17 protein-coding genes are annotated in these 20505 nt (G+C 71.2%); 7 read left to right on the forward strand and 10 right to left on the reverse strand.

What is annotated here, in order from left to right; all coding sequences use genetic code 11:
* The 3 genes from ACFUPX_RS15565 to ACFUPX_RS15575 are packed head-to-tail and all read right to left on the reverse strand — an operon-like array spanning nucleotide 1 to nucleotide 4324.
* Nucleotides 1–1239, reverse strand: a complete 1239-nt coding sequence (locus tag ACFUPX_RS15565) for an MFS transporter (RefSeq protein ID WP_383321393.1) — start codon at nucleotides 1237–1239, stop codon at nucleotides 1–3.
* Nucleotides 1239–3122, reverse strand: coding sequence for an IucA/IucC family protein (locus ACFUPX_RS15570; protein ID WP_383321396.1), 1884 nt, complete (start codon nucleotides 3120–3122; stop codon nucleotides 1239–1241). Before ACFUPX_RS15570 ends, ACFUPX_RS15565 begins: the two co-directional genes overlap by 1 nt.
* Entirely contained in the window at nucleotides 3119–4324 is a 1206-nt protein-coding gene (locus tag ACFUPX_RS15575) for an acetyl-CoA carboxylase biotin carboxylase subunit family protein (protein WP_383321460.1), read from the reverse strand. Before ACFUPX_RS15575 ends, ACFUPX_RS15570 begins: the two co-directional genes overlap by 4 nt.
* Before the next feature lie 287 nt (nucleotides 4325–4611).
* Between ACFUPX_RS15575 and ACFUPX_RS15580 the strand changes: the two genes are divergently transcribed.
* Entirely contained in the window at nucleotides 4612–5502 is an 891-nt protein-coding gene (locus ACFUPX_RS15580; RefSeq protein ID WP_383321462.1) for a (2Fe-2S)-binding protein, read from the forward strand.
* A gap of 101 nt (nucleotides 5503–5603) precedes the next feature.
* Nucleotides 5604–6734 (forward strand): isopenicillin N synthase family dioxygenase, encoded by a 1131-nt coding sequence (locus tag ACFUPX_RS15585; protein WP_383321399.1) that lies wholly within the window; start codon nucleotides 5604–5606, stop codon nucleotides 6732–6734.
* Here ACFUPX_RS15585 and ACFUPX_RS15590 read toward each other — a convergent pair.
* Together ACFUPX_RS15590 and ACFUPX_RS15595 are read right to left on the reverse strand one after the other, a co-directional pair.
* Nucleotides 6688–7428 (reverse strand): Clp protease N-terminal domain-containing protein, encoded by a 741-nt coding sequence (locus ACFUPX_RS15590; RefSeq protein WP_383321402.1) that lies wholly within the window; start codon nucleotides 7426–7428, stop codon nucleotides 6688–6690. The genes ACFUPX_RS15585 and ACFUPX_RS15590 overlap by 47 nt on opposite strands.
* A gap of 80 nt (nucleotides 7429–7508) precedes the next feature.
* The gene (locus ACFUPX_RS15595; RefSeq protein WP_383321405.1) at nucleotides 7509–8156 is read right to left on the reverse strand and encodes an HD domain-containing protein; all 648 of its coding nucleotides are present in this window, start codon (nucleotides 8154–8156) and stop codon (nucleotides 7509–7511) included.
* Between the two features lie 136 nt (nucleotides 8157–8292).
* Here ACFUPX_RS15595 and ACFUPX_RS15600 point away from each other — a divergent pair, with 136 nt between their 5' ends.
* Complete coding sequence (locus ACFUPX_RS15600) at nucleotides 8293–9282, forward strand: GlxA family transcriptional regulator (protein WP_383321408.1); 990 nt, start codon at nucleotides 8293–8295, stop codon at nucleotides 9280–9282.
* A gap of 48 nt (nucleotides 9283–9330) precedes the next feature.
* On the opposite strand, the gene ACFUPX_RS15605 is transcribed toward ACFUPX_RS15600, so the two are convergent.
* From ACFUPX_RS15605 to ACFUPX_RS15615, 3 genes are all read right to left on the reverse strand, one after another.
* A complete protein-coding gene (locus ACFUPX_RS15605) occupies nucleotides 9331–10587 on the reverse strand; it encodes an MFS transporter (RefSeq protein ID WP_383321411.1) in 1257 nt (418 codons plus the stop codon).
* Nucleotides 10588–10714: 127 nt separating this feature from the next.
* The gene (locus ACFUPX_RS15610) at nucleotides 10715–11227 is read right to left on the reverse strand and encodes a GNAT family N-acetyltransferase (protein WP_383321414.1); all 513 of its coding nucleotides are present in this window, start codon (nucleotides 11225–11227) and stop codon (nucleotides 10715–10717) included.
* Nucleotides 11228–11291: 64 nt separating this feature from the next.
* On the reverse strand, nucleotides 11292–12635 hold the full coding sequence (locus ACFUPX_RS15615; protein ID WP_383321417.1) for a M64 family metallopeptidase: 1344 nt from the start codon (nucleotides 12633–12635) through the stop codon (nucleotides 11292–11294).
* 228 nt (nucleotides 12636–12863) lie between these two features.
* Between ACFUPX_RS15615 and ACFUPX_RS15620 the strand changes: the two genes are divergently transcribed.
* From ACFUPX_RS15620 to ACFUPX_RS15630, 3 genes are all read left to right on the forward strand, one after another.
* Nucleotides 12864–14276: a helix-turn-helix domain-containing protein gene (locus tag ACFUPX_RS15620; protein WP_383321420.1), complete on the forward strand. Its 1413-nt coding sequence runs from the start codon at nucleotides 12864–12866 to the stop codon at nucleotides 14274–14276.
* Between the two features lie 198 nt (nucleotides 14277–14474).
* Nucleotides 14475–14975: a hypothetical protein gene (locus ACFUPX_RS15625; RefSeq protein WP_383321423.1), complete on the forward strand. Its 501-nt coding sequence runs from the start codon at nucleotides 14475–14477 to the stop codon at nucleotides 14973–14975.
* Nucleotides 14976–15119: 144 nt separating this feature from the next.
* Complete coding sequence (locus ACFUPX_RS15630; RefSeq protein WP_383321426.1) at nucleotides 15120–15506, forward strand: PPOX class F420-dependent oxidoreductase; 387 nt, start codon at nucleotides 15120–15122, stop codon at nucleotides 15504–15506.
* On the opposite strand, the gene ACFUPX_RS15635 is transcribed toward ACFUPX_RS15630, so the two are convergent.
* Together ACFUPX_RS15635 and ACFUPX_RS15640 are read right to left on the reverse strand one after the other, a co-directional pair.
* The gene (locus ACFUPX_RS15635) at nucleotides 15490–16572 is read right to left on the reverse strand and encodes a tetratricopeptide repeat protein (protein ID WP_383321428.1); all 1083 of its coding nucleotides are present in this window, start codon (nucleotides 16570–16572) and stop codon (nucleotides 15490–15492) included. The genes ACFUPX_RS15630 and ACFUPX_RS15635 overlap by 17 nt on opposite strands.
* Before the next feature lie 180 nt (nucleotides 16573–16752).
* Entirely contained in the window at nucleotides 16753–17826 is a 1074-nt protein-coding gene (locus ACFUPX_RS15640) for a hypothetical protein (protein ID WP_383321431.1), read from the reverse strand.
* Between the two features lie 367 nt (nucleotides 17827–18193).
* Here ACFUPX_RS15640 and ACFUPX_RS15645 point away from each other — a divergent pair, with 367 nt between their 5' ends.
* Nucleotides 18194–20422, forward strand: a complete 2229-nt coding sequence (locus ACFUPX_RS15645; RefSeq protein WP_383321434.1) for an MMPL family transporter — start codon at nucleotides 18194–18196, stop codon at nucleotides 20420–20422.
* Nucleotides 20423–20505 lie beyond the last annotated feature (83 nt).

Raw genomic sequence — 20505 nt, forward strand, 5'->3', positions numbered from 1 at the left:
TCAACGGCTCCAGCGGATGCGGGGCGAGCGGCGGAACAGGGCGGAGAGGATGGCGGCGGCCAGGGCCGTCAGGGCGGTCGCGGTGCCGGTCAGGAGGGGCGCGGGCAGTCCGAGGAGGCTGTTGCCTGCCGCTGCCGCGAGACCGGCGGCGACCGCGCCCCCTTTGGAGACAAGCTCCAGCGTGCCGAACATCTCGCCGGGGGGTCGGCCGTGGGCGCACTCGGCGGCCAGCACGGACAGGCTGACGAGGCCGAGCGTGAGGCCCACGCCGAGCAGCAGCCGCACGCCGGTGAACGCGGCGAGCGAGCCGGCGGCTCCGTGCCCGGCGAGACCGAGCGCGACCAGCGCGAATCCGGCGGCGATCCCCGGCATGGGGCGGCGCTCGACGGCCTGGTGCACCAGCAGGGCGAAGAGGAGATAGCACAGGTGCGGCAGGGCGAAGAGCGCGCCGGACACGACCGGCGATACGCCGGGTATTCGGTCCTCGACCAGCGCGATCAGATAGGGGAAGGAAATGACGGTGGAGAAGACGAAAGCGAACTCGAAGGCGTAGAGCGCCCTGAGCGCGGCCGGCGGGACGGCGCTGACCGCTGCCCCGGCAGCCGAGGCCCCGAAGGGCTCCGACAGGGGCTCCGGCGTGGGTTCGGGGAGGGCGGCGAGCATCGCCGCCGCGGCCAGCGGAAGGACCGCCAGCAGCGCGTACTGGCGGTGCGGCGAGATCCAGGGGGCCAGCGAGCCGACGAGGATCGGCGCGAGGACGAGCGCTGCCCGCGCGGCACCCTGCATCAGGGTCAGCGCCTTGGACAGGCCCGACCCGCCCAGCGCGGCGGCGAGGTAGCCGTTGGACGCGGCGAACGTGCCGCCGAGGACGCCTTGCAGCACGAGCGCCGTGACGAACGCGCCCAGCGAATCGGCCCACCCGGCGAGCAAGAAGGAGACGGCGAGGCCGAGTTGGGCCCGCAGGAGCAGACGCTTTCGGCCGAAGCGGTCGGCGACGCGGCCCCACAGGGGTGCGCCGAGCGCGCCGAAGACGGTCGGGACGACGTACAGGAGTCCCGCCCAGCGGGCGTTCGCGTCGCCGAGCTCCGGGAGGATCGCGGTCAGATACGGGGGCAGGCCGAGGGCGGCGAAGGACGCGACGAAGTAGCAGGCTGCGACGGCGTGCACCTGGCGTCGCCCGAATCCCGCGCCCACGGTCGGACCCTCCGTCAGTGCGTGCGCCGCCGATGCGGTGGCCATCACGAAGCCCCCGTCAGCCGGAGGTAGTTGGGCCCCGTCGTGTAGTACTTGTTGATGTCGGCGGCCCCGGATCGCTCCTTGGAGAGCAGGGTGCCCGCGGTGACCATCGCCTTGACGGGCAGCTCCGCCGCGTCCAGGACGTGCGCCCGCAGAAGCGTGCCCGGCTCACCGGGACCCGTACCGAGCCGCTCGACGGCCTCGGCGAGCCGGTCGCGCACGAGCCGGAGCAGCCGGGTCAGGGGCGCGTGGCCGTGCCGGGCGAGACCGAAGGCGTACGCGCCCGCGCAGAGGTGGAGGGTGATGGTGGTGAACACGTCCAGCACCGGTCGGTCCCCGTCGACGAAGATCCTCGCGTCGTCGAAGCCCTCGTACTCCGCGGCTGGTTGTCCCATGACACTTCGCAGCCGGGCGAGGTTGATGCGGGGCCCGTCGTTGTCCTTGAACAGCAGCCGCAGCCGGGTGCGGTGGTCCGAGCCCTCGTCGATCACCAGGGAGATGTTCTGCTGGTGCGACTCCAGAGCGATCCCGTAGGCGAAGAGGGTGGTCTGCCAGTCGAAGAGGAGGGTGAGCGCGGCGTCCAGGAGGGCGAGGGGATCGCCGCCGTAGAAGCGGTCGGCGAGATGGTCGATGAGCAGCCGGCCGGAACCGGGCGCCGGGCACATGAGGGCCGCCATCGGTACGACGACGGCGCCGTCGAGACCGGCGGGGTAGCGGCGCAGGAGTACGGCGACGAGCTCATGCCCGGCGTGGGCGTAGCGGCTTTCGTCCGCGTGCAGGACGACCCCCTGGAACCGGGGCTCGCGCACTACGACGGTTTCGATCAGCCGCTGGCCCGCGGCGCCGTCGATGAGGGTGCCCGGCTTGATGGTGCGCCGGTTGCGCAGGCCCAACGTGGCGGTGGAGAGGGGGAGTTTGAGGTGGTGCGTGGGGTGCGAGGTGAGGGCGACGGTACGCATCGACAGGGTCGGTACGACGTCGGGTCCCGGACCGTCGAGGAGCTGGGCCCGCCGTTCGAGCCCTGCCTCCCGCAGGGCTTCCCGCAGAGTTCCGTCCGCGGTCAAGGGGTGTACGGGGAAGACGAAATGGGTCTCGTCCAGCTCGGGGGCGCCTGCCTGGCGGGGTGAGAGCCAGGCGTCGGAGCCGCCGCTGACGGTGACGACGTCGCGGGGCAGGGCGAGCTGTCGCAGCACGAAGGTGGGATGGAATTCGGGTGCGTAGGCCCGCAGTTGGGTGACGTCGAGACCGGAGCGGCCGCGCGAGGTCGGGTACACCGGGTGGTCCGTTCGTGCGGCGAGCGTGTCGTAGCCGAGCGCGCCGTCGAGTCCGGTCCAATCGGCGGGGTTCTCGCCGTACCGCCTGGAGAGCAGGGCGTCTGCTTCGGTCCTCGTCCCGGCATGCAGCCGCATGGCGTCGAGCGCTTGCCCGCACTCCGCGTCGAGCGCATCGAATCCCGCACGGTCGACGGGGTCGGCGAGGTCACGCAGGACGGCCAGAACGCTGCCCGCATCGCTGAGTTCGGCGCTGTCGGACTCCCACCGGAGGAGGGGGAGACGGGCGGCGTACGTCCCTTGGAAGCCGTCGGCGCGGACGGGCATCAGCAGAGCGTCACCGGCCCTGGCGCCGACCCTGGCACTGGTCCTGGCGCCGGTACTCGCACCGGTCCTGGCGCCGGCACCGGCATCATCACTGGCACCGGCCCTGGCGATGTCCGCGGCTGCTGCGGGCTGCCGTGCCACCGGCAGCCTCAGCCACAAGCCGTCCGGCAGGCGCACCGGGCCGCTTCGGGTGCGCCACCCCACCACGTCCTCGCGCAGGAGCGCGCTCAGAACGCGTAACAGGAGCTCACCCTCGACGCCGACGGCGGCCGGAGCCCGGTGTGTCACGGTGTGATCTCCCAGTGGTGCTCGGCGAGGAAGTCCGCCACGGCTCGGTCGACCGCCGCCTGGTCGGTGCCGGTGGCGCGGACCACGCCCAGGAAGTCCCGGTTGGTGCCGTGGAGTTCGTGCCGTTCGCCGACCTCGCGCAGGGGGCGGTACGTCAGTCGCACGCCGGCCGCCGTCACCTCGCTCGCGCGCGGGGCGGCCGTCAGCGTTCCGGAGCTCCGGGCGCACGGATAGTCGAGCAGTGCCCGGCCGTCCGTGCGTGCGCCCAGGTCCGAGGGGAGCGGCTCGCCCAGATGCGTACGGAGGATGTGCTCGAAGAGCGGTACGTCCAGGAGCTGGGCGAGGAGCAGGTCGCATTGGTCACCGATGGCACGGTAGTTGACCTCGATGAGCCGCGCCCGCCCCTCCGCCACCACGAACTCCGTGTGACAGGCCCCGAACCTCACACCCAGTGCGTCCAGTTGGGCCAGAATCTGAGCCGTCACCGGTTCCGGATGCGCGGGGACGAACGTCATCCGCTCCTCGATGAAGTGCGGCGGCGGCGACACCTCCGTACGGAAACCGCCCAGTACGTGCCGGACCCGGCCGTCGCCGAGCGTCTCCAGCGTGCACAGCTCCCCGGCGAGATACTCCTCGACGACCAGCGCCGCCCCCGGACGCCGCGCCTGTATCTCCACGCACCGTCGCACCAGATCTCCCGGCCCGTCCACCAGCACCACGTCCTCGCTCGCCACGCCCTCCCGCGGCTTGACCACACACGGGAACGGCACGTCGAGAGAGATGAGTTCGGCCGGATCCTGGTCCGCTGAGAGCTCGGCGGACCAGACGGTGTCGGCGCCCGACGCCGCGAGATGGCGACGCATCTGCGCCTTGTCCTTGGTCCGCAGCGCCACCCGCCAGTCCTTGCCGGGCAGCCCGAAGTACTCCGCGGCCAGCGCGGCTTGGGTCTGCAGGTGGTCGCTGTTGGTGAAGACCGCGCCGGGGGAGTGGTGTGCGGAGATCCGGCTGATGACGGCGCGGAAATCGCGTACGTCGCACTCCAGGATCTCCATGCCCCGCAGGGCTTCCCGTGCCGGGCCGCGCCGGTGGGCACCGGGCTGGTCGGTGAGGAGGGTGACGTCGAGGCCGAGCCCGCGCGCGGCGGGCAGAAAGCCTTCGGTGACCGAGTCGGTGGGGTTGCGGGCAAGGACGTACAGCCGCATGGCGAGTCCACTTCCGGGTGCGAGCGGAGGTGCGTGTGGGACGGCCCGAACGATCTTGGACACGGGGTGAGAGTTTAGGTTAGGTATGCCTAACGATGTCAATTCGCTGCGAGGGCCGGATCACTCGGCGCGACGAGATGGATCACTCCGTGGGACGAGGTGCGCGGCGCGCCGTTCACGATGAGGCAAGTTGAAGAGAAATAAGGTAAGCCTTACCTAGTTCGCGGTGGAGAGGCCCACCGGCGAACGGCCGATTGACCTGCCCTTGCAAGGAGTTACGCGTGCCGCTGACCGTGGCCCCGGACCTGGCGTCGACCGCCACCGCCCTGAGCCCCGCCGCCCTGCTCGCCACGACCTATCGGCGGCTCGCCGCGCACTGCGAGTCGCTCGCCGTCACCGTGGCGCAACCCGGCTCGACCGCGGGTCAAGGGTGGCTCACCGGCGCCGAACTGACAGCACGTCAAGATGCCCTGGACGCCTTCGTCGGGGCGGAGGCCGCACGCATCCGCGCCGGTCACGACCACAGTCCGCGCCCGGACGTCGCCGCGTCCCGTGCGCTGCACGGCTACCTGTGGTCGGTGTCCCTGCTGATGAGCGGTGCCTGGTACCTGGAGCGGCGCGTGCCGCGGATCCGCCCGCAGGACGTGCGCGTCCACGTGGAGACCGGCGCCTTCGAGATCGTCCCCGGTTCCTTCACCTGCTTCCCGGACGACCCGGCGGCAGGCCTCCCCGGAACGCGCGTCCTGCCCGACGAGGAGTCGCTGCGCGCCGAACTCCGTGCCGCGGTCGTCGCGCACATGCGCCCGCTGCTCACTGCCCTCGGCCCGCAACTCAGGCGCAGGCAGCGGGCGTTGTGGGGCATGGCCGGAGACGATCTCATCTCCGGGATCTGGTACCTGGGGCGCATGCTCGGCCAGGAGGACGAGGCGCTGCGCGCGGTGGACGCCCTGCTCCCGGGCCCCGTGGAGCCCTTCCCCGGCGGCGCGGACTTCCGCCACCTGACGACCCGCGACGGCGAACGGCACCCGACCCGCACCCGTCTCGGCTGCTGCCTCTACTACACGATCCGCCCCGCTGAGGCGTGCGGCACCTGCCCGCGCGTCTGCGACGGGGAACGGCTGCGGAGGCTGGAGACGGATGACGCCGGTGCTGACGTGCCGTCTGAAAGTGGGCACTGAGATCGAGATGCCGTGAAACATCGGGATGCCCTGAAATCGAGACGCGGTGAAACCGTGATAGGCAATCTGGCGTAGCCGCTCGCTCGCGCCAGGAGACGCCCATGCCCTTCGAGGTTCCTGTCATCGACATCACGCCGTACGTCGACGTCGACGGCGGCTCGGCGGCCGAACGCGCCCGTGTGGCGAGCGAGATGGACGAGGCCTGCGCCCGCGTCGGCTTCGTCCAGATCCTCGGCCACGGCATCCCCGCCGCGGCGGTGGACGGCCTGGCCGCCGCCATGGACGGTTTCTTCGGACTGCCCCTGGAGACGAAGAAGAGCTACCGCGTCACCGGCGCGAACCGCGGCTACAGCCCTCCCAGGAGTGAATCCCTCAGCCTGAGCCTCGGCGTGGAGTCCGCCGCCCGTATGAACGACTTCTTCGAAGCGTTCAACGTCGGCACCGAAGCCCGCTCGTTCCCCGGACTCGACCTGTCCGAGGACGACTACGGGCTCAACGTCTGGCCCGCGCGGGTCGACGGCTTCGAACCGGCCGTGCTCGACTACTTCGGCCGGGCAGGGCGCGTGGCACGCACGCTGACCCGCATCTTCGCGGACGCCCTGGGGGAGCCTCCCGGCTTCTTCGAGTCCCTGACCGACCACTCCATCGACGTACTGCGCATGAACAACTACGCCCTGCCGGAAGGAACCGTCACCCTCGACGGCGACCTGACGGGCATGGGGGAGCACACCGACTTCGGTCTGGTCACGGTGCTGTGGGCGGACCAGGTCGCCGGATTGCAGGTGCTCGGCTCCGAAGGGACCTGGCACGACGTGACCCCCGTCGAGGGGGCGCTCCTGGTCAACCTCGGCGACCTCACCGCCCGCCTCACCAACGACCGCTGGATGTCGACCCTGCACCGCGTCAAGCCGCCGGTCGTGGACGGTGGCATCGTCCGGCGCCGGTCGGCCGCCTACTTCCACGACGGCAATGTCGACGCGGTCATCTCCACGCTGCCGAGCCACCTCGACGCCGCCGACGAACTCGCCTACGAACCGATCCTCGTACGCGACCACATCAAGGCGAAGCTGGCAGGGTCCCGGCAGGGCAAGGCCAACGCGGCGGCCGTGCGGGAAGCGGCGAGGGTGCGCGCCGCCGCGGGGCGCGAGTCCGGCAAGGGCGGCCCCGCGGCCGACTCGGGTTCTGTCACGCCTGGTCGAGGGGCGCGCGGATCGCTTCAAGGGCCTTGGTGATGTGCGCCTCGGCCGCCGCCTTGTCGATGCCGATCCCGGTGAGCGGGCCCGTGCCGCCCTCCGTCTCCAGGAGCGAGAGCAGGATGTGCTCGGTGCCGATGTAGTTGTGGCCGAGGCGCAGGGCCTCGCGGTAGGTGAGTTCGAGGACCTTCTTCGCCCCGGCGTCGTACGGAATCAGGTCGGGCACCTCGCCCACGGCGGGCGGCAGCGCTTCGGTGACGCGCTCGCGGATGGCGTCGAGCGAACTCGCCTGCGCGGCAAGGGCCTTCGCGGCGAGGGCGTCCGGTTCGGTCAGGAGGGCGAGCGCCAGATGGGCGGAACCGATCTCGGCGTTGCCCGCCGCACGGGCCTCTTCCTGGGAGGCCATGACGACGTTCTTCGCCCGCGGGGTGAACCGGCTGAAGCCCTGCCGGGGGTCGAGGTCCGACATCTCGCCGGGGTCCTTGGGCACGAACCGCTTCTGGGCCGCCTGCCGGGTGACCCCCATGCTCTTGCCGATGTCCGTCCAGGAGGCGCCCGAGCGGCGTGCCTGGTCCACGAAGTGGCCGATCAGATGGTCGGCGACATCACCGAGGTGATCGGCGGCGATCACGGCGTCGGAGAGCTGGTCGAGGGCTTCGGGGTGGGCCGTCTTGATGGCCTGGATCAGGTCGTCGAGGCGAATGGGCTGGGTGGGCTGGAGGGGCTGCGTCATGTGTCAACGGTAGGTTGACAGTGGAGAGGGTGTCAACCATAAGTTGACACCTGAGTTCTGAGCCGCTCCCCCCTGTTCCCCTACTCCGCCCAGGGGGAGTTCTGGATGACCTCGACGAAGTCGCCGCGGGTGAAGCCGGTGACGAAGTGCTCCAGGACGTCGGCCTTCACGTTGCCGAAAGTGGTCTCCGGCTTGGGGGCGATGCCCTCGGTGAACGCCTCCAGGATCCGCCGCTTGAAGTCGGGGCGCGGGTGCAGTGCGGTGATCTCGGCGCGGTCCTCGGCCGTCAGGTCGTCGTACCCGATGCCCAGGACGTCGTACTCCACCCCCGCGGTGACCAGGGCGACCTCCGGCTCCATGAACTCGGGGATGCCGGGGGTGGTGTGCAGGGCGATGGCGGTCCACACCCGGCGCACGCTGTCCTCCGGTACGCCGTGACCGTGCAGGAAGCTGCGCGCCTCGTCGGCGCTGTCCACCTCGAAGCGGCGGCCGCTGTCCCGGAAACGCTCGCCCAGGCCCAGATCGTGGAACATCGCGCCGATGTAGAGCAGTTCGGGATCGAAGCTCAGCCCGCGCCGGCCGCCCTGGAGGCTGCCGAACCAGAAGACGCGGCGGGAGTGGTGGTAGATCAGCTCGCTCGTCGTGTCCCGCACCAGTTCGGTGGCCGCGGCGGCCAGCTTGGTGTCCGGTACGGAGACTCCGGCGGCGGAGGAAATGCGGTCGGTCATGGCGTGATCCCTGTCGGCTCGTGTCGGCTCGTGTCGGCTCGTGGAGCCAGCCTGCTCGACGTACGTGGCTCACCGCCATGTCCGTATGGACAGCCGCCCCACACATCTGGACACGTTCGGGAGCTACCGTGGGTGAATGCCCGAGCAACCGGACGGACCCCGCCCCCACCACGTCTGCGTCCTCGCCTTCGACGGGGTGCGCCTCCTCGACGTCGCGGCCCCCTTGGAGGTCTTCGCCACCGCGGCCCGCTACACCGGCGGCGGCTACACCGTCCGGGTCTGCACCCCCGACGGGCAGGACGTCAGGACCTCCACCGGGCTGCGGATCGCGGCCGACCTGCCGGTGGCCGACGCCGGCGGCGCGGACACCCTCGTCGTTCCGGGCCACGCCGAGCTCGTCACCTTCGCCGAACGGCCCGAGCTCGTCGAGAGCGTGGGCCAACTGGCAGGCGGGGCAGGGCGGGTGGCCGCCGTGTGCACCGGCGCCTTCGCCCTCGCCGCGGCGGGACTTCTGCGCGGGCGCAGGGCGACGACGCACTGGGAACACGCGGCGAAGCTGGCCCGGCTGTACCCCGACACCACCGTCACGGCGGACGCCATCTACGTCCAGGACGGGCCCGTCCTCACCTCGGCCGGGGTCACCGCCGGCATCGACGTCTGCCTGGCTCTCGTGGAGCAGGACCACGGCCCCGACACCGCCCGGCGGGTGGCCAGGGACCTCGTGGTCTTCCTGCAGCGGCCCGGCGGGCAGTCCCAGTTCTCCGCGGCCTCACGCACCCCGGCGACCAGCCATCCGGTGCTGCGCCCGCTCCTCGACGCCATCGCCGCCGACCCGGCGGCCGACCACCGCCTCGCGACCCTGGCCGGGCGGGGCAGCGTGAGCCCCCGGCATCTGACCCGGCTCTTCACGCGGCAGCTCGGCACCACCCCGGCCGCGTACGTGGAGTCCCTCAGGCTCGAGGCCGCCCGCATGCTCCTCGAACGCGGCGCGAGCGTCACCGACGCGGCCGGGCGCAGCGGTCTGGGCAGCGACGAGACGCTGCGCAGGGCCTTCGCCCGCCACCTGGGGACGACACCGTCCGCGTACGCCGCACGCTTTCGCACCACACGGATCGAAGCGGGCTGAGCCACGCCGAGCAGCAGAGCGGCCTAGGCGGGTCCGCGCCGTCCTGCGTCAAGGGCCGCCCAGCGGCCTCGGCGACTCGATCCGGCGCCCCGCGTCCACGCCCGCCCGTACACGCTCCGCCCACCGCACCGCCGGCCCCATCGCAAGCGCCGCCGCGAGGAAGATCCCGCCGAGCAGCAGCCAGCCCGGTACGCCCCACACCACGAGGAGCGAGGTGAGCAGCAGCGGGCCGAGGGTGCGGGCGACCGGGACCCCGGTGCCGAAGAAGCCCTGGTACTGGCCCACTTGGTGCGCGGGCGCCAGATCGAAGCTGATCTGCCAGGATCCTGCGGACTGCTGCATCTCCGCGACGACCTGAAGCACCGCCCCCGCCACCAGGACAGCGACCGTCGCCCACACCGGAAGCGCTGCGGCCGAGAAGGCGAAGACGGCGCACGAGGCGAGCATGACCAGACCGGATCCGCGCACCGCACGCGTGGCCGTGCGCGGACCGTCGACACCGCGGGCCATGCGGACCTGAAAGGCCATCACCGCAAGGGTGTTGAGGACGAAGAGCGCCGACACCAGCCAGCTCGGCGCGTCCGTCCGGTCCACCACCCACAGCGGAATCGCGAGGCTCAGGAGCGGCATGCGCAGCAGCAGGACCGCGTTGAGCGCGGTGACGAGGGCGTAGGGCCGGTCGCGGAGCACGGCCAGGCGCGGCTCGCCCTTCTCCCGGGCCGTGGACCGAGGGACCGCGGGCAGCCGCAGCAGCACCAGCGCGCAGAGCAGGAAACTGACCGCGTCCAGCGCGAAGACCGCCAGGTACGCCCCGCGCGTGTCGTAGTGCAGGGCGAGACCGCCGAGCGCGGCACCGACGGCGAGGCCGGCGTTGAGCGTGGACTGGAGGTGGGCCAGGACGCCCGTACGTGCCGCGGGCGTCACGAGTCCCGCGAGCAGCGCCTGCCGTGCCGCGGCGAGTCCGCACTGGGCCACGGCGTACAAGCAGGCGGCGAGGAGGAACGGAACGAAGGAGCGGATGAACAGGAAGGAGGCGACCGACGCGCTGGTGGCCAGGGCGAGCAGCACCGCGGTACCGCGCGGCCCCTTGCGGTCGGCGAGCGCGCCGAGCGGCACCCCCGTGACGGAACCGATGGCCCAGGCGACCGTGAGCGCGAGCCCGATCTGCGTGGGGGAGAGGCCGACGACGCGGGTGAAGTACAGGGCCGAGGTCACGTAGTAGGCGCCGTCGCCGAGCGAATTGCTCAGCTGGGCGGCGGCGAGCACGCGTGGCGCTCCGCCTGGCGGCAGAATCTGGATCGGCACAACACTCCCCCGGCAGGCGGCCGTTGGGCCGCGTCTTCGCTGATGAGGAGAGGCTAGCCAGCTGAATGGTCCGGCCTGTGGACCATTTCCGGCCGGGGAGTGTGGGCCAATTCGACCGGCCCGTACGTCAGTTGCGCGGGCCTGCGCCGCCGCCGGGTCGGCCCGGCCGCCGCACCATGAAGACGTCCACGGGGTCCTCGCTCTCGACGCTGAAACCGTGCCGCTCGTAGAGGCGTCGCGCCGCGCTGCCCTGGAGGACGTTCAGGCGGACGAGGGCGCCCTCGGCGTCGGTCCGGTCGAGCAGCGCGCGCAGCACGGCCGAACCCAGGCCCCGGCCGTGGAGGGCCGGCTCGAGGTAGAAGTGCTCGAGCCACGGACCGTCCTCGGCCGGACGCAGGGCGACACAGCCCGCGAAGGACCCGTCGGCGACGACGACCGAGGTGTGCCCGGGGGCGAACGCGTCCCGCAGTCTCTGGCGCACCCGATGCGCGTCGAACCGGCCGAGCCGCTCCAGGTCCGGGCGCATCACCACCGCGCGCAGCTCGGCGATGGCCTCGACGTCGGCGGGCTCCGCGTCCCGCAGCGCCCATCCGGGGACAGGTGCCGCGCCCTCCCGCGACTGCTTCACATGCGTGGTCATGACCGAAGTATTCCTGGTCGGCGGCTGGCGGCGGCGGGGGGTGGTGCCCCGCCGCCGCGGCAGGTCAGCGCGTGACCTGCCAGCTGAGCGAGCGGGTCAGGAGCCGTCGCAGTTCCGGGGCGCGCACTGCCTTGCTGGGGTCGGTTGCGCGTGCGGTGACGGTGTGCGGGCGGCCGTCGGCGGGCACCCCGAGCGCGCCGGGGGTCACGCTGCTCTCACCCCTGGCCTGCCGTGCCTCGCGGCCGTCGACGTACCAGCGGGTCCGCGCATGCGAAGACGCCTTGACGCGCATCCGGTCGGTGCCGCGGACCTGCCGGTCGGAGGGGGTGACACCGCTGAGGACGGGCGCGTGCTGATGGAAGCCCGCGATCATCGCCTCACGTCCGGGCAGATTGAACTCGCGGCCCAGCGTGCGCATGATCGAGTCCTCGGTGGGACGGTTGAGGCCGTGCCCGTGGTAGCCGCCGCCCTCGTACGCGCCGACGGTGCCGCCGTCGGGTGACTCCTGGCCGAGCCAGCGGTGCCACTTCGCCTTCTGCGCGGCCATCTGGTCGGCGCTGAGCTTGGTGAGGTTGGACTCGCCCGGCTCGGGGCCGGTGTAGGTGCTCTCGTCGTACCAGTACTCGTCGGCGAGCTTGCCGAACGAGTGCCCGGTCTCGTGGACGGCGACCTGGTCGGAGTCCGGATGGTCGGAGGAGGCGGTGCCGATGCCGTCGTACCCGGACGGCGAGGTGATGTCGTTGTAGCCCGCGCCGCCGTACTTGGTGGAGTTGCCGAGCACGATGACGAGGTCGGGGTCGGCGGCCTTGCTCGCATAAGCCTCGACCTTGTTCGTGTCGACGCACAGCAGCCGCTCGATGCCGTCGCAGAAGAACGCCGAGTCCAGGGCGGTGTTCTTGTGGACGTCGGCCGTCGGGTCGCCCGAGACGCCGGACTGCTGCGAATGCGCGTCGACGGCCCAGACGTTGAAGAGGTCCTCGTACTCGGCGTACGGCTCTACGGCGGCCATCTCCTTCCACTTGGTGCGGACGTCGGCGTGGAAGTCCTCCTGCTGCGCGGCGGTGTACCCGTCGCCGATGAAGACGACGTCGACCTTGGCGTCGCTCGCTCCGGCCTCCACGATCGACGTGACGTCGCCGTCGCCCTTGATCGTGGACCGTTCCCTCGTGCTGAGCGCAGAGGGGGCGGGGACGTCGGTGTGGCGGGGGTGGCCGTCGGGGCCGGTGAAGTACTCGACCTCGACGCGGTCGGTGGCGTGCGCGGCCGGTGTACTGCTGTCCTGCCCCTGGTCCGCGGCGACCGGCGCGGTGGCGGCGAGCGCCGCGGCCAGGGCGACACCGGTGGCCACGGCCAGACGCTTGCGGGATATGCGAGAGGTACCGGATATGCGGGATGAGCGTCTACGCATGGGAGATCTCCCGGGATTCGGCGCGGACCCGGACTCGGGGTCGGCGGGCCCGCGACATAAGTGGGGGGTTAAAGGGAGTTAAGGCGCGGTTCAATGTAGGGGCTGGCGGGAAGCCAGGCAATGCCCGGGACGCAAGGGGACTGTGGGGATGGCGACTTCGCGCCACGCACGCCCAAATCCCCGTGTGCCGGGCCCTGATGGGCTTGGCTCGGAAGTGGAGAGGCAGAGATGACGGAGAGCGGATCCGCGGGCGTGAGGCTGGACGAGCCCGCGACGATCGGGCGTCGAGTCCTGCGCATGCGTACGGAACTGGGGCTCACCCAGCGTCAGTTGGCCGAGCCCGCCTATACCCCCGCCTACGTCTCCACGCTGGAGTCGGGCAAAGTGAGACCCTCCGAAGCCGCCCTCCGGCACCTGGCCGAGCGCCTCGGTGTCACCCCCGAGGAGCTCGTGACGGGACGCCCGGCCCGCCTCGCCGCCGAACTGCGCCTACGCCTGACCGACGCGCGGCGCGCCCTGGCCACCGGAACCCCCGAGGACGCCGCCGCCCTCTTCCGCGCCCTGCACGCCGAAGCGGTCGAGCACGCGCTGCCGGGGGAGCAGGCCACCGCGCTCCTGGGCCTCGGCGACTGCCTCCTGGAGTCGGGCGACCTGGACGACGCGCACGCGTGCTTCGCCTCGGTGGAGCGGCTCCTGTCCGACGAACCGCTGCCCCGCCGCGTCCCCGCCATCCGTGGCCGCGCCAACGCCCACCGCCTCACGGGTGAACTCCGCTATGCCTGCCACCTGTTGGAGACCGCCCTGGACCAGCTCAACGCCTCGGGCCTGCACGACCCCGACGCGCTGCTCCTGCTCTACTCGGCGTCCATCGCCCCGTACATGGACATGGGCGCACACGAGCGCGCCGCGCACGCCGCCGAATTGGCCCTCGCGCTCGCGCCGCGCGTGGACGATCCGGCCCTGCTGGCCGGGATGCACCGCGGGGTGGCCCGCACCCTCATCGCCCAGGGCCGTATCGCCGAGGCCGACGCGTCGCTGGCCAAGGCCCAGGGTCTCTACCAGCAGCTGCACATCCGCACCGAACTCGCCCACTGCCACTGGATGCGCGGCTATGTGCACGCCCAGGACGGCGACCTGGAACGCGCCGAGAGCGAACTGCGCACCGCACACGACATGCTCACCGCCAAGCGGGCCGCTCTCTTCGCCGAACAGGTCGAGGTGGAACTCGCCGACGTGCTGCGCCGGCGCGGCAAGGTCCGCGAGGCCGAGGCCCTGCTGAGGCCGCTGCTGACCGGCGGCGCGCAGACCGGCCGGCCCTCCGGGCCGAAGGTCACCCCGGCCGCCCTGCGGGCCGGGCGGGGCGCGGTGCACGCGGGCGCCGCGCACCGGCTGCTCGGCCTCATCGCGGAGGAGTGCGGCGACACGGAGGCCGCCGAGGAGCACTACCGCGCCGCGCTGCCGTTGCTCGAACGCGCGGGCGCGACCGGGGACGTGGCCGGCCTGTGCTGCCTGCTCGGCGATCTGCTGCGGCGCACGGGACGCACGGAGGCCGCCCTGGACGCCTACCGCACCGGTCTCGCCCACCGGGCGACGCCCGGCACGACGACTCTGGGGCCCGCGCCGACACCTCCGCCGATGTGAGGGGCCGCGGCCGGTTCGCCGAGCGATTGTCCGGCTTTTGTCACGGTGCTGTGCGCGCGGACAACCTGATGTCCACTCATGTACGTCCGCCTGCTAAAAATACGGGCGGCACCGGGACGCAGACCGCCTTGTGCGCATCCATCGCATCATTCTGACAGTTGGGCCCGAAAGGGCCGCAGGGGGAAAGGCACCAGCCTGATGAACCACGCACGCACGACCGCAGCAGTCCTGGCCACGGCGGGGGCGCTCACGGCCGCCCAGCTCGGCCTGGCCGGATCCGCGTCGGCGGCCGACGCGCCGAAGGCACCGAAGGCGTCGGCCGCTTCGACGCAGAGCGCCGGCTGCCCGATCGACATCGTCTACACGTCCCGGTTCTACATCGGCCCGGGCGGCTGGGTGAAGGGCGACGGTCTGTACTTCGGCCTCAAGAACAAGAGCACCAAGAGCTTCAAGAAGGTCACCTTCACCGTCAGCAACGTGAAGAACGTCCGCTTCGGTTCGGCGAAGGCCAAGGGCGGCAAGATCACGCACAAGACGTCGAAGACCATCTCCGTCTACGACAAGAGCCTGAAGGGCAAGGCCAGCCTCGGGGTCAGGGTCAAGACGCGCCTGCTGAACACCCGCTCGTACAAGGTGAAGTTCAAGGTCCACGGCAACGGCTGGAACTGCGCCGTCAACCAGGGCACCTGGGGCGCCTGAGCCATACACGCCCCATGGTTCCGGGACCCGGATCCGTCCGGGCCCCGGAACCATGGCCGGTCGCGGGAAGCACACCTGGTCACGAGTAACATCCGCGCCAGAGGCTGATCGAACCCGAGTCGGCCAGAGGTCTGGAGCGGTCACGTGGACGAGGTAGCGCAGACGGGGCTCGGCGCCGGCAAGTACCTGCTGGTCACCAGTTACCGCAAGAACGGCACCGGAGTGCCGACCCCCGTCTGGGTCGTCGAGGACGGCTCCGCGCTGGGCGTCTGGACGCCCACGGAGTCCTGGAAGGTCAAGCGGATCCGCAACCGCGCGGACGTCCTGATCGGCCCCTGCGACCTGCGGGGCAACCCGACCGGCGAGCAGGTCCCCGCCACCGCCGAGATCTGCGACCCGCAGGCGACGGCGCGCTACCGCAAGCTCATCGCCCGTAAGTACGGCCTGGTCGGCCGTCTCACCCTGCTCGGCAGCAAGCTGCGGCGCGGGTCCGGCGGGACGGTGGGCATCCGCATCACGCCCGGCGGGTGACTCCCGAGGGTTCGCGCCTGTCGGCGGGCGCCCTGCGTCCCGTCATGCTCAGCTCCGCGGCCAGCTCGCCGCGGAAGGCGGCGGCCGTCTCCCGCGCGTGACGCAGCCCGATGCGCGCGAAGTCCCCTTCGAGCTCGGTCAGTTCGGCCAGCGTCTCGCTCCGGTCGCGGCCGAGGCGGGCGCGTGACTTGACCAGGCCGAGCCGGGACAGGGCCACACCCCGCGGCTCCCGCATGGCGTTGAACTCCTCCAGAGCGGTCGCGTACATCTCGCGTGCCGCCTCGTAACTCCCCTGTCGGTACAGGACGTTGCCACGCATCTTGTGGTTGTACGCGAGCGCGCTCGCCAGATCCATGGCCCGGCAGATGACCTCCGCCTCCGAGAGCAGCGCGAGGGCGCGCTGCGTCTCGCCCCGCAGCGAGAGGACGTCGGCGACCCCGCGCAGCGACCAGGCGCGCCCCCGCGCGTCCTGCGCGTCGGAGGCGATGCGGACACACTCCTCGAACAGTTCGAGCGCTTCGGTGTAGTCGCCGGTGTTCCGCCGCATCTGGGCGATGCCGGACATCGCCCACACCATGTGCCGTGCCTCGCCGTGCTTGCGGCCCTGTTCCAGCAACTGCTCGTGGAGGGCGGCCACCGCGGCGTAGTCCCCCTGGATGCGTCCGGTCTCGGCGAGCCCCGCGAGCGCGTAGCCGTGCGCGAGTCGCTCCCCGCTGTCGGCCGCCAGCGCGACCCCCCAGGTCAGGAGCCTTCGGGCGAGCCGCAGCTGTCCGCACTGGCGGGCCAGCGTGCCGCCGCTCCACAGGGCCCAGGCCATGGCCCCCTCGTCCCCCGCGACGCGCGCGCTGCGGTAGCTGTGGCGCCAGGCGGCGCCCGCGTCGTCCACCTGGCCGAGCCGCCGGTTGGCCTCGGCCAGGGCGAGAGCGGCGCGCGCTCTCTCCAGTGCGGTGTCCGCCTGGGAGAGCGCGCGGTCCGCCGCCGTCAGCACCTCCTCGTAGGAGGAGTTCACCCCGAGTGCCGAGCCCAACTCGCCCTGGTATTCGGGCGCGAATGCCTTGCCGTGCATAGATCCATGACCTCTCGATCAACTCCGTACGCCGGTCTCCGTACGTTGATCAAGAAGCTACGAGCGAGGCGGGGTGCGGCGAATCCCTCCGCGTATGGGTCATGCCGTACGACTCCAGGGCTACGCGCGAGGCCATGGTCATCATCGGGATGTACGGGGAGGAGGGCGGGGCCGCGGCTGTCAGCTGTCCTCTGAGGCCGGTGCCGGAGCGGCGGCGGAGTCGGCGGCGCCCGCGGTCGCCGCCTGCAGCGAGGAGATGCACGCGGCGATCGACTGCTGGAGCTCCTCCAGGCGCCGCAGCATGTCGTCCTCGTAGATGTCGTCGACCTCGGCGTCGTCGAAGGTCAGCTCCTCGAAGACCTTCGTCGCCTTCTGCAGGCTGCTGTAGAACTTCGCGCGGCGCTCCTGCACCCGCAGCTGCGGGTCGCTCTGGACGGTCTGGGCGACCAGGTCCTTCACGGTGTCGTACGCCTCGCGGGCCCACTCGCCGGAGTCCTCGCCGTCGTCCAGCTCGTCGATGAGGGAGAGGTGCCGCTCGGCCTCCTCCTTCAGCTCGGCGGGTGCGTCGATCAGCTGGCCCGCCGGCGTCTTGACCTGACCCTTGTCGACGATCTGGCGTACGTAGTCGACGCGGTCGCCCGCCTTGGCCTCGGCCGCGACGGCCTTCTTGAGGTCGTCGGCCCGCACGATGTCGCGCACCAGCTCGGTGCGCAGCGCCGGGTCCTCCTCGAGCCGGTCCATCAGCGCGCGCCGCGCCGCCTCGGCGGTCCCGGGGTCGGCGAGGATCGCGGCCCGCAGCGCGGTGGGGTTCTCGGCGACCTCCAGGGCCTTGGTGGGGCGGATGCCCTCGGCCTCGGCGGCCTCCGTGATCGCGGTGCCCCGCTGGGAGAGGGCGCTGGAGCGGGAGGTGTAGTACGTCAACCAGACATCGGAGTCCGGAAGTTCGATGTCCTCGCCGGGCGTGAGCGCCTCGAAGTGGGGTACGAGGCCATCGTCAGCGGCCTTGTCCCACGCTTTGTAGTAGCGCATGACGCGCTCGGCCGAGCAGCCGGCGAGCTCGCTGAACTCCTTCGCCGAGACCTTCGGCGTCTCGTCGGCCCCCTGCCCGCCGGGGCGCACACTGCGCGCGACCTTCAGGGCGAACGTCCAGCCGCCCGTCCGTGCGTAGGCGCCGAACGCACGGGCGTCCTGGGCCACCGGCTCGGACACTTCCGGCGACGGCACTGCTTCAGACGGGGCGATGGCAAGAGTCACGAAGGTTCTCCTGGATGGTGATGACAAGTATCTGAGCGCTGACTCGACACCTTATCTCTCCTATTGAGGTGTTATGAGGGCGAGTTGTCGCGAGGTGAACAGGTGTCCGTAGGACGGAGGCAAATCCTCCGGTGATCGGCCGTCCGGTGTGGGTCCTACACATCCTGACCACATCTCCTCCCCGAGGATGACCTGGCGTGGACGGCACTACAGCGCCCGTGGGCCGATAGTCCGACTCTGAGTCTGACTTCCGGACGTGTCAGGGACTGGACTATTGAGAGGAAACCTGCTGACCGCCCTGACGTGCGCTGATCGTGCCGCGGGGGATGTCACTCCGCCTGCCGAAACCGACGGGAGCCCCTTCGCCGTGGCTACGTTCCTCTACAAACTGGGCCGCCTCGCCTTCCGGCGACGCCGCTATGTGGCACTGATGTGGGTGGTGCTGCTGGCCGGGGTCGGATTCGCCTCGTCCGCGGCACCCGCACCGCCCGAGGACTCCTTCTCCATGCCGGGGACGGAGTCGCAGAAGGCCTTCGACCTCCTCGACGAGAAGTTCCCCGCGGCCAGCGCCGAGGGCGCCACCGCCCGTGTCGTCATCCGCGCCCCCGAGGGCGAGAAGCTGACCCAGGCCGGCCCCAAGGTCGACGTCGAGAAGCTGGTCAAGACCCTGGGTACGGGGTCCCAGGTCTCCGAGGTCGCCGACCCGTACAAGGCCAAGGCCGTCAGCAAGGACGGCACCACCGCGTACGCGTCCGTCACGTACAAGGTCACCGCCACCGAGCTGACCGACAAGTCGCGTGACGCGCTGACCAAGGCCACCGACGAGACCCGCAAGACGGGCTACACCGTCGAGACCGGCGGCGACGCCGTCATGGCCGAGCAGGAGATGGGCGGCTCCGCCGAACTCATCGGCATCGCGGTCTCCGCGGTCGTCCTGATCATCACCTTCGGCTCCATGGTCGCCGCGGGCATGCCGCTCCTCACCGCCATCATCGGCGTGGGCATCGGCGTCTCCGGCATCGCCGCCCTCGGCAGCGTCCTGGACCTCTCCGCCACGACCTCGACGCTCGCGATGATGATCGGCCTCGCCGTCGGCATCGACTACGCCCTCTTCATCGTCTCCCGCTACCGAGCCGAGATCGCCGACGGCCGAGAACCGGAGGAAGCGGCGGGCCGCGCCACCGGCACCGCGGGTTCCGCCGTGGTGTTCGCCGGACTCACCGTCATCGTCGCGCTCTCCGGCCTCGCGATCGTCAACATCCCGATCCTCACCAAGATGGGCCTCGCCGCGGCGGGCACGGTCGCCATCGCCGTCCTCATCGCCCTCACCATGATCCCCGCGCTCCTCGGCTTCGCGGGCAAGAAGGTGCTGCGCCGCAAGGACCGCAAGAAGCCCGCGAGCGAACTGCGGGACCCGAACGCCAAGCCGAAGCTGGGTACGCGCTGGGCACGCTTCGTGCTGCGCCGCCCGGTCCCGGTCCTGCTGCTCGCCGTCGTGGGTCTCGGTGTGGTCGCCGTACCGGCCACCAGCCTGGAGCTCGGCCTGCCCGACGAGGGCACGTCGGCGCCGGACACCACGCAGCGCAAGGCCTACGACATGCTGTCCGAGTCCTTCGGCGCCGGCTTCAACGGCCCGCTGATGGTCACGGTCGACACGGACAAGGACAAGGGCGCCGCGGCCGCGGCCGGTACGGTCGGCAAGGAGATCGCCAAGATCGACGGCGTCGCCGCCGTCACTCCGGCGAACGGCAACAAGGCCGACGACACCGCGATCTTCAACGTCGTACCGAAGACCGGTCCGAGCGACCACAAGACCGAGGGCGTGGTCAAGGAGATCCGCTCGACGGTCGACGGTCTGGGGGACAAGACGGGCTCCGAAGTCCTGGTCACCGGCGCGACCGCCATGACCATCGACTTCTCGCAGACCCTGGACGACGCGCTCCTGCCCTACCTGGGACTCGTCGTCGGCCTGGCCTTCCTGCTCCTGATGCTGGTCTTCCGCTCGGTCCTCGTACCGCTCAAGGCGGCGCTCGGCTTCCTCCTGTCGGTGGCCGCCGCGCTCGGCGCCGTCGTCGCGGTCTTCCAGTGGGGCTGGCTCGCCGACATCGTGGGCGTGGACCAGCCGGGCCCGATCATGAGCATGATGCCGATCTTCATGATCGGCGTGGTCTTCGGCCTCGCGATGGACTACGAGGTCTTCCTCGTGACCCGCATGCGTGAGGCGTACGTCCACGGGGCGCGCTCCGGCGAGGCCGTCGTCACCGGCTTCACGCACGGCGGACGGGTCGTCGCCGCCGCGGCGGTCATCATGATCAGTGTCTTCTCCGGCTTCATCATGGAGAACGACGACATGATCAAGATGATGGGCTTCGGCCTGGCCATCGCCGTCCTCTTCGACGCCTTCGTCGTCCGGATGGCGATCGTCCCCGCCGTGCTCGCCCTGCTGGGCGACAAGGCGTGGTGGCTGCCGAAGTGGCTGGACCGCGCGCTGCCGAACGTCGACGTCGAGGGCGAGAAGCTGCACAAGCAGCTCGGCGACTACCCGACGGCGCACGAGGACGACCAGGACCGGGAGCTGGAGTCCGTACGCGGCTGAGCACCTGACGCCAGGCCGAAGCCCATCATCTTGATCATGTCGTCGTTCTCCATGATGAAGCCGGAGAAGACACTGATCATGAT

The organism is Streptomyces sp. NPDC057302, assembly GCF_042667685.1.
GTDB lineage: Bacteria > Actinomycetota > Actinomycetes > Streptomycetales > Streptomycetaceae > Streptomyces.

Bases quoted from the DNA above. Each gene is read 5' to 3' on its own strand.
- ACFUPX_RS15565 (WP_383321393.1), bottom strand. From the start codon at position 1,239: ATGGCCACCGCATCGGCGGCGCACGCACTGACGGAGGGTCCGACCGTG.
- ACFUPX_RS15575 (WP_383321460.1), bottom strand. From the start codon at position 4,324: ATGCGGCTGTACGTCCTTGCCCGCAACCCCACCGACTCGGTCACCGAA.
- ACFUPX_RS15585 (WP_383321399.1), top strand. From the start codon at position 5,604: ATGCCCTTCGAGGTTCCTGTCATCGACATCACGCCGTACGTCGACGTC.
- ACFUPX_RS15590 (WP_383321402.1), bottom strand. From the start codon at position 7,428: ATGACGCAGCCCCTCCAGCCCACCCAGCCCATTCGCCTCGACGACCTG.
- ACFUPX_RS15595 (WP_383321405.1), bottom strand. From the start codon at position 8,156: ATGACCGACCGCATTTCCTCCGCCGCCGGAGTCTCCGTACCGGACACC.
- ACFUPX_RS15600 (WP_383321408.1), top strand. From the start codon at position 8,293: ATGCCCGAGCAACCGGACGGACCCCGCCCCCACCACGTCTGCGTCCTC.
- ACFUPX_RS15610 (WP_383321414.1), bottom strand. From the start codon at position 11,227: ATGACCACGCATGTGAAGCAGTCGCGGGAGGGCGCGGCACCTGTCCCC.
- ACFUPX_RS15615 (WP_383321417.1), bottom strand. From the start codon at position 12,635: ATGCGTAGACGCTCATCCCGCATATCCGGTACCTCTCGCATATCCCGC.
- ACFUPX_RS15620 (WP_383321420.1), top strand. From the start codon at position 12,864: ATGACGGAGAGCGGATCCGCGGGCGTGAGGCTGGACGAGCCCGCGACG.
- ACFUPX_RS15625 (WP_383321423.1), top strand. From the start codon at position 14,475: ATGAACCACGCACGCACGACCGCAGCAGTCCTGGCCACGGCGGGGGCG.
- ACFUPX_RS15635 (WP_383321428.1), bottom strand. From the start codon at position 16,572: ATGCACGGCAAGGCATTCGCGCCCGAATACCAGGGCGAGTTGGGCTCG.